At 65.6% G+C, this 12478-nt stretch carries 12 protein-coding genes; 11 read left to right on the top strand and 1 reads right to left on the bottom strand.

Annotation, left to right across the window (positions count from 1 at the left end; translation table 11 throughout):
* Positions 1-28 precede the first annotated feature (28 nt).
* The 3 genes from PX554_RS24835 to PX554_RS24825 are packed head-to-tail and all read left to right on the top strand — an operon-like array spanning position 29 to position 2368.
* On the top strand, positions 29-586 hold the full coding sequence (locus tag PX554_RS24835; RefSeq protein ID WP_275504814.1) for a DsrE family protein: 558 nt from the start codon (positions 29-31) through the stop codon (positions 584-586).
* 22 nt (positions 587-608) lie between these two features.
* A complete protein-coding gene (locus PX554_RS24830; RefSeq protein WP_275504813.1) occupies positions 609-1604 on the top strand; it encodes a molybdate ABC transporter substrate-binding protein in 996 nt (331 codons plus the stop codon).
* A complete protein-coding gene (locus tag PX554_RS24825) occupies positions 1601-2368 on the top strand; it encodes a substrate-binding domain-containing protein (RefSeq protein WP_275504812.1) in 768 nt (255 codons plus the stop codon). The genes PX554_RS24830 and PX554_RS24825 overlap by 4 nt, the downstream gene beginning before the upstream one ends.
* 81 nt (positions 2369-2449) lie before the next feature.
* Here PX554_RS24825 and PX554_RS24820 read toward each other — a convergent pair whose 3' ends face one another.
* The gene (locus PX554_RS24820; RefSeq protein WP_275504811.1) at positions 2450-3430 is read right to left on the bottom strand and encodes a malate dehydrogenase; all 981 of its coding nucleotides are present in this window, start codon (positions 3428-3430) and stop codon (positions 2450-2452) included.
* A gap of 202 nt (positions 3431-3632) precedes the next feature.
* On the opposite strand from PX554_RS24820, the gene PX554_RS24815 reads away from it, so the two are divergent.
* From PX554_RS24815 to PX554_RS24780, 8 genes are all read left to right on the top strand, one after another.
* Complete coding sequence (locus PX554_RS24815) at positions 3633-4505, top strand: LysR family transcriptional regulator (RefSeq protein ID WP_275504810.1); 873 nt, start codon at positions 3633-3635, stop codon at positions 4503-4505.
* Positions 4502-5650, top strand: a complete 1149-nt coding sequence (locus tag PX554_RS24810; RefSeq protein WP_275504809.1) for a TDT family transporter — start codon at positions 4502-4504, stop codon at positions 5648-5650. Before PX554_RS24815 ends, PX554_RS24810 begins: the two co-directional genes overlap by 4 nt.
* A gap of 86 nt (positions 5651-5736) precedes the next feature.
* Positions 5737-6972, top strand: a complete 1236-nt coding sequence (locus tag PX554_RS24805; RefSeq protein WP_275504808.1) for a molybdopterin-dependent oxidoreductase — start codon at positions 5737-5739, stop codon at positions 6970-6972.
* A gap of 13 nt (positions 6973-6985) precedes the next feature.
* On the top strand, positions 6986-7459 hold the full coding sequence (locus PX554_RS24800; RefSeq protein WP_275504807.1) for a hypothetical protein: 474 nt from the start codon (positions 6986-6988) through the stop codon (positions 7457-7459).
* A 137-nt stretch (positions 7460-7596) separates the two neighbouring features.
* Complete coding sequence (locus PX554_RS24795; protein ID WP_275504806.1) at positions 7597-7956, top strand: hypothetical protein; 360 nt, start codon at positions 7597-7599, stop codon at positions 7954-7956.
* A gap of 261 nt (positions 7957-8217) precedes the next feature.
* Positions 8218-8406, top strand: coding sequence for a hypothetical protein (locus tag PX554_RS24790; protein ID WP_275504805.1), 189 nt, complete (start codon positions 8218-8220; stop codon positions 8404-8406).
* A 49-nt stretch (positions 8407-8455) separates the two neighbouring features.
* A complete protein-coding gene (locus tag PX554_RS24785; RefSeq protein WP_275504804.1) occupies positions 8456-11329 on the top strand; it encodes an HsdM family class I SAM-dependent methyltransferase in 2874 nt (957 codons plus the stop codon).
* Between the two features lies 1 nt (position 11330).
* Entirely contained in the window at positions 11331-12047 is a 717-nt protein-coding gene (locus tag PX554_RS24780) for a hypothetical protein (protein ID WP_275504803.1), read from the top strand.
* Positions 12048-12478 lie beyond the last annotated feature (431 nt).

The following is a 12478-nucleotide window of genomic DNA, read 5'->3' as shown; positions in this document are numbered from 1 at the left end:
CATCGACCAATGACGAAGGACTAAACCGATGCGCAAGGTCATAACTGCATTGCTGGCGGGCGCGATGCTCGCCTCAGCCGGAACGGCGATGGGAGCGGACATGCCGCAGGGTTTCTGGACGACGCCGACGATCCACGGTTACGGCAAGATCCATTATCTGGCGAACGCCGCCTACAAGCCCGATCCGCGCGAGACGTACAAGATCGTCTTCGCGCTCACCCAGGCCGCCAAGGCGCCGGGCAGCGTCAACGCCTCGCTCGATCACGTCGCGCGAACGGTCAATCTCTACGTTGCGGCGGGCGTGCCGCTCGACCACCTCAAGTTCGTGGCGATCGCTTATGGTGCTGCGACGCCGCTCGCGCTCGACGACGCGCAGTATCGCGCCAAGTTCGGCGTCGCCAACCCGAACCTTCCGCTGATCGAGGAGCTTCGCAAGGCCGGTGTCGACGTGTCGGTCTGCGCCCAGGCGGTCGCCGAGCACGACTTCCAATATGATTGGGTCGACCACCATGTGACGCTGGCGCTCTCGGGCCTCACCACCGTCACCACGCTGGAGCATCAGGGTTACGACCTGATGCCGCTGTGATCCGCAAGACAGGGGAAAGACAATGGCTAGAGGAAAAATTCGCGCGGCGCTCGCCGCGCTGGCGATCACGGCTGCGCTGAGCACGCCGGCGATGGCGCAGGACAAGCAGGACCAGAATGTGAGCGACCTCGGCGTCTCGCCGCCGTGGCAGGGCGGGCGCAACAATGACGCGGCCGATCGCGGCTTCGGCTTCACCGTCGCCGATGCCGACAACCTCGCCGATTTCCACGGCAGCCCGATGAACCCGTTGCTGTCGCTCTATGTCGGCGGCAATTACTTCTTCGCGATGGCCCCGCTGGTCGCGGCGTTCGAGGCGAAATATCCCGAATATAAGGGTCGGCTCTATTGGGAGACGATCCCGCCGGGGCTGCTCGTCCGCCAGATCAAGGCAGGCGGCACGGTGACCGTCGGCAACATGACCTGGACGGTGAAGCCCGACGTCTATCTCGCGGGCGAGAAGGCGGTCGAGAAGCAGCTCGCCGCGGGCCTGCTGGCGGGGCCCGTCGTTCCTTACGTCACCAACACACTGGCGATCATGGTGCCCAAGGGTAATCCCGCCGAAATCAAGGGGCTAAGCGATTTTGGTCGACCCGACGTCAAGCTCGCCATGCCCAATCCCGAGTTCGAGGGTATCGCGCGGCAGATCCAGGCCTCGCTCGCCAAGGCCGGTGGCGATGCGCTTGCCACTGCGGTCTACAAGACCAAGGTCGCCGACGGCTCCACCCAGCTCACCCATATCCATCACCGCCAGACGCCGCTGTGGCTGATGCAGGGCAAGGCGCAGGCCGGCGTCACCTGGCAATCCGAGGTCGAGTTCCAGAAACAGGTCGGCCACCCGATCGACGGCGTCGACATCCCCGCGGCCGACAACACGACGGCGATCTATGCTGGCGCCGTGGTCAAGGGCGCGGCGCATCCCGAAGCGGCGCGCCGCTGGCTCGATTTCATCCGCTCGCCGGACGGGCTGGCGATCTTCGAGCGCTACGGCTTCAAGCCTTACACCCCGAGCGCCAAGTGACGCGCGCGCTGCTCGCCGCCGCGGCGCTCGCCGCGATGTTCGCCGCACCCGTCGCCTCGGCCGAGACGCTGCACGTCTACGGCCCCGGCGGCCCGGCGCCGGCGATCAAGGCAGCCGCCCAGGTGTTCGGGCGCGAGCATGGTATCGACGTCGTCGTCACTGCCGGGCCGACGCCAGAGTGGTCCGACGCGATGAAGCGCGACGGCGACGTCGTCTACAGCGGCTCCGAAGCGATGATGAGCGATTTCCTGGCGACCTTCGGCACCGCGCTCAAGCCCGAGACGGTGACGCCGCTCTATCTGCGCCCCGCCGGCATTCTGGTTCGGCCCGGCAATCCCCGCCATATCCGCGGCTTTGCCGATCTGCTCAAGCCTGGCATGCGCATCGCGGTGGTCGACGGCGCCGGGCAGCAGGGCATGTGGGAGGATATCGCCGGGCGCGACGGCGACATGACGACGCTGCGGCGGTTTCGCGGCAATATCGTCCTGTTCGCGCGCAACACCGGCCTTGCGCTCAAGGCGTGGCAGGCCGATCCGACGATCGATGCCTGGGTGACCTTTCCGATCTGGGCGATCGCGCATCCCGGCGTCGCCGATGTGGTGCCGCTCGATCGCGATCGGCTGGTCTACCGCGACAGCGGCGTCGTGCTCGCGACGCGCGCCGCCGACAATCCCGAGGCCAAGGCCTTTGCGCGCTTCCTCGCCAGCCCGCGCGGCGAAGCGATCTTCCGGAAGTTCGGCTGGACCAGCTCGGCGCGACGCTGACCCGATCGCCTTGCCCTGTGGCGATCGCCAGCGTCCGCCGTCACCCCGCCGGGTCGTCCCCCCACCCGGCGGGGTGAAATCTCACCCCAGCGCGCGCACCGCGTCGCGTTCCTCGATCAATTCGGCGACGGTGCGATCGATCATCAGCCGCTGGAATTCGTCGATATCGAGCCCGGTGACGCGGTCGATCAAGCCGGTGCCGCAGGTGACCGGCACGCCGCAGAACAGTCCTTCCGGAATGCCGTACTCGCCGGTCGAGGACAGGCCCATCGACACCCAGCGGCCGTCGCTGCCGTGCCACCAGTCGCGCATGTGGTCGATCGCCGCATTGGCCGCCGACGCCGCCGACGAGGCGCCGCGCGCCTCGATGATCGCGGTGCCGCGCTGGGCGACGCGCGGGATCAGCGTATCGGTATACCAGTCGGCGTCGCCAATCCGCTGCTTCAGCGGCGCGCCGTCGATCGTCGCATAGGTCCAGTCGGCGAACATCGTCGGCGAATGGTTGCCCCAGACGACCAGCTTCTCGATCTCCTCGACGCCGACGCCCGCCTGCGCGGCGAGCTGACCCTGCGCCCGATTGTGATCGAGCCGGATCATCGAGCTGATATTGTCGCGCCGGAAATCGGGGGCGTGTTCGGCGAGGATCCAGGCGTTGGTGTTGGCCGGGTTGCCGACCACGATCACCTTGGCCTCGCGCTTCGCCGAGGCGTTGAGCGCGGCGCCTTGCGTCTTGAAGATCGCTGCATTGGCCGCGAGCAGGTCGCGCCGCTCCATGCCCTTCGAGCGCGGGCGCGAGCCGACCAGCAGCGCGGCGTCGATATCGCCGAACGCGGTGTCGGGATCGGCGGTGACGATTACCTGCTTGAGCAGCGGGAACGCGCAATCCTCCAGCTCCATCACCACCCCGCGCACCGCGGGGAGCGCCTGTTCGAGGTCGAGCAGGTGAAGGATGATCGGGCGGTCGGGGCCGAACAGGTCGCCATGCGCCAGGCGGAACAGCAGCGAATAGCAGATCTGGCCGGCAGCACCGCTGACGGCGACCTTGAGGGGCGTATCGGACATGATGAGGATCCTTGGTCGGGAATGAACGCGCCTCTGTAGGAGCCGGACGCGAGCCGCGTCCAATCGTATTGGCTGACCGGAACGATCGCCTCGACAGATTCGACAGTTGGCAAAACGATCATCTCATCAGATCGGAACCATCTTAAAGAACCGTTGGAACGATTATTCGCGGTCCGGTATCGATCCGATCAGGAGATCGATCATGACGCTTGAACAACTTCGCATATTTGTCGCCGTCGCCGAGCGCGAGCATATGACGCGTGCGGCGGAAGCGCTCAACGTCACTCAGTCGGCGGCATCGGGCGCGGTGTCGACACTCGAGGCGCGCTACGGCGTGCCGCTGTTCAACCGCGTCGGGCGCGGCATCGAACTCACCGAAGCGGGCCGCGCGTTTCTCGACGAAGCGCGCGCGGTGCTCGGCCGCGCGTCGCATGCCGAGACGCTGCTCGCCGATTTCGGCGGCCTGAAGCAGGGCACGCTCAAGCTCGTCGCCAGCCAGACGATTGCCAGCTACTGGCTGCCGCCCCGTCTGGCCGCGTTTCGCAGCCACCATCCAAAGATCGCTGTCGACCTGGCGATCGACAATACCGAGGGCGCCGCAGCGCGCGTGCTCGACGGCGCCGCCGAACTGGGCTTCGTCGAGGGCGCGATCGACGAGCCCGCACTGGCGCACTGGGTCGTCGCGCGCGACCCGATGGTGTTGGTCGGGCGCGAACCGGTCGACGTCATCGACGAGGCGTGGCTGCGCGCGGCGCCGTTCATCGTCCGCGAGGACGGGTCGGGAACGCGCTCGAGCTTCGACGCCGTGCTGCGCACGCGGGGCTTCGATCCCGCCGACCTGACGATCGCGATGACCATGCCGTCGAGCGAAGCGGTGCGCACCGCGGTCGAGGCGGGCGCGGGCGTCGCGGTGCTGTCACGGCTGGTGGTCGCCCGCGCGCTGGCGGCGGGCGACCTCGTCGAGCTGCCGCTCGGCCTGCCCGATCGCGCCTTCCACGCGCTGCGCCACAAGGAACGCTACCGCACCCGCGCCGCGGACGCGCTGACCGACCTCGTCAAGGATTTCGGACAATGATCGACGACCTTCATCCGGTATTGAGCGGTCTTCGGCCACTCAGCCAGCTGCGCCATCCGCGCGAGATGATCCGGCAGTTCACGCCCAACTGGTTCGCTGCCACCATGGGCACCGGCATCCTCGCGCTCGCGCTGCCGCAGGTGCCGGACATCGGCCCCGCGCTCCTGCCGGTCGGCCGCGCGCTGTGGCTGTTCAACATCGCATTGTTCGCGCTGTTCTCGGTGCTCTACGCGGCGCGCTGGATCCTGTTCACCGACGAGGCGCGCCGCATTTTCGGCCACAACACAGTGTCGATGTTCATCGGCACGATCCCGATGGGGCTGGCGACGATCATCAACGGCTGCCTGGCGTTCGGCATCGGCCTGTTCGGCGCCGGCATCGTCGGCGTCGCAGAGGTTCTGTGGTGGCTCGACGTCACGATGTCGCTCGTCTGCGGGGTGATGATCCCCTATCTGATGTTCACGCGGCAGGACCATAGCCTCGACGCGATGACCGCGGTCTGGCTGCTCCCGGTCGTCGCGGCGGAAGTCGCGGGCGCGAGCGGCGGACTGCTCGCGCCGCATCTCGCCGCCGGTCCAGGGCTGATCGTGATCACGACGTCCTATGTGCTCTGGGCCTATTCGGTGCCGGTCGCGCTCTCGATCCTCGCCGTGCTGATTCTGCGCATGGCGCTTCACCGTTTGCCCAATGAAAGCATGGCGGCGTCCGCCTGGCTGGCGCTCGGCCCGATCGGGACCGGCGCGCTCGGCATGCTCCTGCTGGGCGCGGACGCGCCGGCGATCCTCGGTGCGCACGGCCTCGCGACGATCGGCACGATCGCCAACGGGCTCGGCGCTATCGCGGGGCTGACCTTGTGGGGCTTCGGCCTGTGGTGGCTGGTGCTCGCGACGCTCATTACGCTGCGCTACTGGCGCGCCGGCATCCCGTTCAACCTCGGTTGGTGGGGCTATACCTTCCCCTTGGGTGTCTACACCGTCGCGACCTTCCGCCTTGGGACGACCTTTCACATCGCCTTCTTCGGCTGGGCTGGCACGTTGCTCACCGTGACGCTCGCGCTGATGTGGCTGCTGGTCGGCGGCAAGACGCTCGCCGGTGCATGGCGCGGCAATCTGTTCGTCTCGCCCTGCATCGCAAAGCCCAACTGATCCGTCGCCACGATCGAAGCGGCCGATCCGATCGCTTGCCGCCCGCGCCGATTTTCCGCCATTCAGCCCGAACAGGGGAGGACATAATGGATCGACTGAATACCGCATTCGCCGCCGAGACGAGCCGCCGCCGCTTCCTCGGCCGCGCTGCACTAGGCGGTGCGATGCTCGCCGCCGCGCCCGCCTTCGGGCAGGACGGCGTCGATCTGCATCTGCCCGGCGGCCCGTCGACGCGGCCGATGACCAGCGCGTTTCCCGACAAGGGCGAGATGATCCTGCAGCGCATCCACCCGCCCTTGCTCGAGACGCCGATGAGCGTGTTCGATCGTGATGTCTTCACGCCCAACGACCAGTTCTTCGTCCGCTGGCACTGGGCAGACATCCCCGAATCGGTCGATGCCGAGAGCTTCCGCCTCAACGTGTTCGGGCACGTAAACAAGCCGCTGTCGATCAGCCTCGCCAATCTGCTCAAGCTGCCGCGCGTCGAATATGCCGCGGTCAATCAATGCTCGGGCAATTCGCGCGGGCTGTTCCAGCCGCGCGTGCCGGGTGCGCAATGGGGCAATGGCGCGATGGGCAACGCCAAATGGCTGGGCGTGCGGCTGCGCGACATCCTCAATATCGCCGGGGTCAGGCCGGGCGCCGTGCAGGTGCGCTTCGGCGGGCTCGACCAGCCGGTCGTTCCCGACGGCCCCGATTTCTTCAAGTCGCTCGATGTGGATCACGCGCGCGACGGCGAGGTGATGGTCGCGTTCGGCATGAACGGCGAGCAGCTGCCGTTGCTCAACGGCTTTCCCTGCCGGCTGATCGTGCCCGGCTGGTATTCGACCTATTGGGTCAAGATGCTCAATTCGATCGAGGTGCTCGACAAGCCCGACGATCGCTTCTGGATGGCCAAGGCCTACAAAATCCCCGCCACCCCCGGCGGCAATGTCGCGCCCGGCGCCAAGGATTTTCCGACCGTGCCGATCAACCGAATGGTGCCGCGCAGCTGGATCACCAGCCTCGGCGAGGGCGACGAGATCGCGTTCGAACCCTCGATTCCCGTCGGCGGGATCGCGATGGGCGGAACCTGCGGCGTCGCCAAGGTCGACGTCTCGTCGGATGGCCACACCTGGTATCAGACAACGCTCGGGCCCGATCAGGGCAAATATGGCTTCCGCCGCTGGGACGGGCGCGTGCCGCTGCCGCATCGCGGGCGCGTCGCGCTGATGGTGCGCTGCTGGAACACCGACGGCGTCGCGCAGCCGCTGAGGCCGATCTGGAATCCCGGCGGGTTCATGCGCGCCAATGTCGAAATCACCAACATCGTCGCGGCATGAAGGGAGAGGCACAATGAAGACACCTTCGCTTGGCGTCCTGGCAGCCGTCGCCCTCGGAATCGCCGCGCTCGCCCTGATGATGGTCGGCGCACCACACAACCGGCCCGCGCCCGCCCCGGCGCCGACCTCGACGCCCGCGCCGCCGGGGGTGAGCGCCAACGGCTTCACGCTCACCTCGGCGGCGATCGAGCTGCCGATCGACGACGCGATGTATCCCGCCGGTCCGAACGCCGATGTCATCAACCGCAACTGCGCCTCGTGCCATTCGCCGAGCATGGCAATGACCCAGCCGCCGCTCACCAAGGCGCAATGGACGGCGACGGTGACCAAGATGCGCGAGGCGTATCACGCGCCGGTTCCAGCCGCCGACGTGCCGGCGATCGTCGCCTATCTGACCGCGATGCCAGGGCAGCAAGGCGCGGCGGGCGACGATGCAGCGCCGGAAGTCATCAAAATCAAATCCGACGCCGGCGGTGCAACGGGATAATCGAGCCGTCAGCCGCCGCTCATGCGCACCTTACCTTAGACCTATTGAAGCTGCCGAAAGGTCACACCCCCGACCTGCATGTAAGGCCGCTTTTGGGGTAGCTGATTAACCGCCCAAACGACCGAAATTAGGGCGCATTGCTGCCAGACGGTTTCACGGCGACCGAGCGGCAGGTTTTGGCAGAAGCTGTCGTTGAAAGCGCGACCGGCGAACGACGCATCTTGGTCGTAAGCAGCCGCCAAATCGCCTCACGGATCAACGCCCGTATCGCTGATGGGCCTGACGGCATGTACGGCGCTGGCATTCGCACCGCCGCGAACGCGATCGTCGGCCGCGTGAGCAGGGACATGCCTCTCCTGATTGATCCGTTCGCGATCGGCGAATGGCTTGACGAACATGCGCCGTTCCACGCCCTGGTGCCGGCCTGTTGCGAGGAAGGGTATTTCCTGAAACCGAGCGACGAGCGTTGGTCGACCGGAGCCAGTCTGGACGAATAGGGGTCGGTTTTCTATTCGGCGCCACACAGCCGCCGGTTGACCTAATGTTCCTATTGTGTTCTCATTATGATAACGGTTTTTAGCCGTTTCCATCAATCCGCCTGAGCCAGCGTGAGTCGAGGAGTCGATCCAGATTTTTATTTCTGTCTTTCCAGATTTCAGGAATTCCGTCTTTCCGGATTGCCAGAAAGGCGGAAATCTGTATTTCTGCCCGAACCGAAGCAGCCGAGAGGGAACTTGGCCGCAGTGGGAGGGCGTATCTTGGCCAGCAGTCGAACCGATCCGGCCGACGAGGATCATGGGAGCGACGGCGAGAACAAGTCGCTCAATTTCAAGGTGAGTCCCGACTTCAAGAAAGAGTTCAAGGGCTTCGCGGTCTCCCAAGGGATCACGATGACCGATCTGCTGAAGGAGGGCTTCGCGCTCTCGAAGAAGAAGCGGCAGAAATGATCGTGCTGCCGCTCGCCCTTCCATCCGCCCTCGGTCCGAGGAGGCGGATGTGACGCTCCACACACCCGGCGCTGCATTCGAAGGCGCTGAATGGCTTTTCGCGATCGGGCGCGGGGGCGATCTGCCCGCCGTCGATGGCCTGGTCGCTGTCGATGGCTATGTTCCGGCGGGGCGGCCCCCCGAGGAAGTCGCCTTCATCGAGAAGGCCGCGAGCTACGGCGCGCGCGCGGTATTTTTCGAAGCTGGCCGGCATGGTCGCGCATCGGTCGCGCAGGCCTTCGTTTTCGATGCTGCCGCGCATGCCGACGATCGGGCTTTCGCTGAGCTGCACAAGCGGCTGTGGAGCTGGAGCGGCGTCCCGATCGTCTACCGCGCCGGTCCGGGGCAGATTCAGCTCTTCCGCTGCGCGCATGCGCCCGATTTCGTCGGTCCCGACGACACGCCAATCTGCCGGCCGATCCGCACGCTGGCGATCGGCGCGGAGATCGCGGTGCAGGACGTATGGTGGGATGCCGCTCGCATCCGCAATGGCGCCATCTGGGACGACCCCGATGCCTGCCGCCTGATGCTTTCGGCGCAGAAATCGGCCCATCGTAAACTGGTCGAAGAAGTCCGCGAGCTCGCTAGGCAGATGGGCGAGCGTAGGTTGCTCGATGGCGGGCTGCAGCGGCGATTACTGATCCTCTCACTGCTCATCGCCTATCTCGAGGAACGGTCGGTCCTTCTGCCGGACGACTTCGCTCGCGCCTTGCCTGGCGCCACCCACTTTTTCGAGGTGCTGGGCAATGGTCCGGCGCTGATAACATTGCTCGAAGCGCTCGAAGAGCGGTTCAACGGACATGTGTTCCGCCTGAAGGATGCAGAGCGCGCTGCGCTGGCCGACAGCACCGAACTCGCCAGCTACGCGCGGTTGGTCGAGGGCTTCGAAGATTCGACGGGGCACTTCAGCCTCTGGCGCCTCTACTCCTTCCGCGACCTGCCGGTGGAGCTTATCAGCAACATCTACCAGCTCTTCGTGAAAGACGCAGCCAGCTCGATCTACACGCCGCCGGCGTTGGTTCGGCTAATGCTGGAAGAGACGCTGAGCTGGGACCGTATCGACCGGCTCATGGCCGGGGACGGGGTGATCCTCGATCCGGCCTGCGGATCGGGCGTCTTCCTGGTCGAGGCATACAAGCGGCTGGTGCTGCACTGGCGCTGGCGCAACGGCTGGGCGCGTCCGGATGTCGACGATCTGCGTCCGCTGCTCCAGCGCGTGCATGGTGTTGATCTCGAAGAGGGGGCGGTCGAACTGGCCGCGTTCAGCCTGTGCCTGAGCCTGTGCGACGCTCTCCAGCCCGAAGAGATCCGCTCCAGCGTCAAGCTGTTTCCGCCGCTCGCTGACAACACGCTCCACTGGAGCTGCTTCTTCGAGGCCAAGGAGCGCGGCCTGGTCCAGGCGCCGGTCGCGGTCGTCGTCGGCAATCCGCCGTTCGAATCCGCTCTCACGACGGACGGCGCGAGGCGAAGCTATGCCGCCTACACCAAGGCGCATGGGGCGCTCGCCGACAACCAGCTCGCCTATCTCTTTCTCAGCGAGGCGATGGAGCTGCTTTCGCCGGGCGGCGTGCTCGCGATGGTCGAGCCCGCGGGCTTTCTCTACAACCAGCACGCCCTCACGTTCCGTCAGTCCTTCTTCAGCCGCTGGTCGGTCCGTGAGGTTCTGGACTTCGTCTCGGTTCGGGGCCTCTTCAAGAAGGGCGAGGCCGACCCAAAGGTCGTCGTGGTCATTGCCGAGGCGGTGCAGCCGACCGCCGACAGCCGCCTCCTTCATGCCGTGTTTCGCCGCAACGGCCGGGCGACGGCCGAGCAGGGCTTCGACATCGACTATTATGACCTGCACTGGTTCGGCAACGCGATCGCGGAGAAGTCTCGCGACATTTGGCGGGCGAACCTGCTCGGCGGAAGCCGCGTCCACGACCTGATTCAGCGCTTGCGCGATTATCCGACTCTGCGGGATTTCGCGCAGAAGCATCAGTGGGATTTCGGCGAAGGCTATATCGCCGGCCGGAAGGGCATCTCGCGCCCAGCGGAGCACCTCGTCGGCAAGCCGCTGCTTCCGACCAGCAACCTGTCGCGTGATGGGCTCGATACGCGCTTTCTCGACGTCGTGCCCGACAAGCCGATCAAGGACACCAAGACCGCGCGGCGTTTCACGCCGCCTTTGCTGCTCATCAAGGAGCACGAGGATCTGCACCATGGCCTGTGGAACGGCCACTACCTTGCCTACAAGCACGAGATCGTCGGCTTGGCGGCCCCGGCGGAGCAACTCGGTGCGCTGAGCGCGATCAACGATTGGCTCTTCCGAGAAGCGACGGTTCTGCGTGCCTACGTGGCGGGGATCAGCGCTCGGCTCTTCACGCAGCGCGCCACCGCCATTCTGAGCGCCGACGTTCTGGCCGTGCCTTATCCCGAGGATCATGACCTCGACCTCAGCGAGAACGAGCGGATCGTTGCGGCGGATGTGGTCGAACACCAGCGCGAATTCATCCGCCTCGGCACCGGCGCCGCCGTCATGCGGCCCGCGCCGGGCGAAGCCCTTGCCGAATTCGACGACGTTTTCGCCCGGCAGATCAATGCGGTCTATCCGCGTACCGCCCTGAAGGCGCTGCCGGGTCAGCGCTGGCCTGGGGCGATCTGCAAGGCCTATGTCTTCGGTGATGGCGAGGTGGATTGGACCGGCGCGGATGGACTGCGCCAGAAGCTCGATGCGCTGCTCCACGAGCGCCGGGGCACCAGCCTGACGATCACGCGGATTACCCGGTTGTACGACGACGGCTTCGTGTTCTTGTTGAAGCCCGATCGCCATCGTTTTTGGACGCCCGCCATCGCGCTTCGGGACGCCGACGACGTGCTCGCCGACCTCAGAGCGCAGGGCTTCTGAGGTGCTGGCGGACGAAGGCGAACGCGGTAGACCGGCGGGAGCGCTGAGTGCCGGTATCCATCAGCCCGGAGAATGGCTGTCGGCGCTGGTCGGTTTCATCGGCGGTGCGCTGGCGGGCTGGCGCGATGATCCGGCGCGCGAAGCGGCGACCGGCGAGGCCAAGCTGACGGCGCAGCTCTGCTCGCGGCTGAATAGTCTCTCTCGCCACGCGCCAGGCTGGGATTTCATCCAGTTCAAGCGCGAGGAGCCGGACGAAGCTGATGGCCGCCGCGCGATCGACCTTGCCGTCGCCCCGAGCGGAGCCATCATCTGGATCGAAGGGCGCGAATACACCGAGTATCGCACCTTGCTCCCGATCGAATGCAAGCGCCTGCCCACGCCCGCAGCGGCGGATCGCGACGAACGCGAGTACCTGATCAGCCGGTTCAGTTCGACGGGTGGGATTCAGCGCTTTAAGGCTGGGCACCACGGTGGCAGCCATAGCCGTGCCGCGATGATCGGCTATGTCCAGGCCAACGACATCTCGCATTGGAAACAGCAGCTCGATAGCTGGGTTGATGCGATCGTGGGCGACACAGTTGAAAACTGGTCGGTCACGGATAAGTTGGCGCTGCTAGGCCACGATGCAGCGCAGCGCCTGGCGTTCCTGCGATCCCATCATCAACGACTCGCCGGCCTGTCTCCGATCCAGATCGATCATCTCTGGATCGAGATGTAGAACGCGATTCCCGACCGGGTCGGCGAAGTCGTGACGTGGCGTCGGCCAGGGAGCCGAAAGTCCTCGAAGACCGGGTTCGGCAAGCGCCTTCGCGAATGATCGCCCATTACCTTGCTGGGACGTAGCACTGGCATGAGCGGATCAGGGCCATGATCAAAGACCGCTTCTCCATTTTGGCGAGTAAATCCGGACAGTCCCAAACGTCCGACTTTTCTGACATTGGGCGATCCGGAAGCAAGCGGGAAAACATGTCCGCTTTTGGGAAGTCGGAAACCGGCTTTGAATGACAATGATTGGTCAACTGCTGACGGCGCCCCATGGTGCTAAATCGAGAAAACGCTTATTGCGATAATACAGTTATCACATAAGCAGATTTGACCGTTCTTCATAAGGTGGGCTACAAGCGCGGCTGAGGAGCGAGGCGCGTCGTG

The organism is Sphingomonas pollutisoli, assembly GCF_029167165.1.
In the GTDB taxonomy this organism is placed as follows: domain Bacteria; phylum Pseudomonadota; class Alphaproteobacteria; order Sphingomonadales; family Sphingomonadaceae; genus Sphingomonas; species Sphingomonas pollutisoli.
Note: the sequence above shows the minus strand (reverse complement) of the source record. Positions and strands in the feature narration are given on the sequence as shown.

Coding starts and splice junctions, on each gene's coding strand:
- PX554_RS24820 (WP_275504811.1), bottom strand. CDS start 3,430: ATGTCCGATACGCCCCTCAAGGTCGCCGTCAGCGGTGCTGCCGGCCAG.
- PX554_RS24800 (WP_275504807.1), top strand. CDS start 6,986: ATGAAGACACCTTCGCTTGGCGTCCTGGCAGCCGTCGCCCTCGGAATC.
- PX554_RS24830 (WP_275504813.1), top strand. CDS start 609: ATGGCTAGAGGAAAAATTCGCGCGGCGCTCGCCGCGCTGGCGATCACG.
- PX554_RS24805 (WP_275504808.1), top strand. CDS start 5,737: ATGGATCGACTGAATACCGCATTCGCCGCCGAGACGAGCCGCCGCCGC.
- PX554_RS24835 (WP_275504814.1), top strand. CDS start 29: ATGCGCAAGGTCATAACTGCATTGCTGGCGGGCGCGATGCTCGCCTCA.
- PX554_RS24815 (WP_275504810.1), top strand. CDS start 3,633: ATGACGCTTGAACAACTTCGCATATTTGTCGCCGTCGCCGAGCGCGAG.
- PX554_RS24810 (WP_275504809.1), top strand. CDS start 4,502: ATGATCGACGACCTTCATCCGGTATTGAGCGGTCTTCGGCCACTCAGC.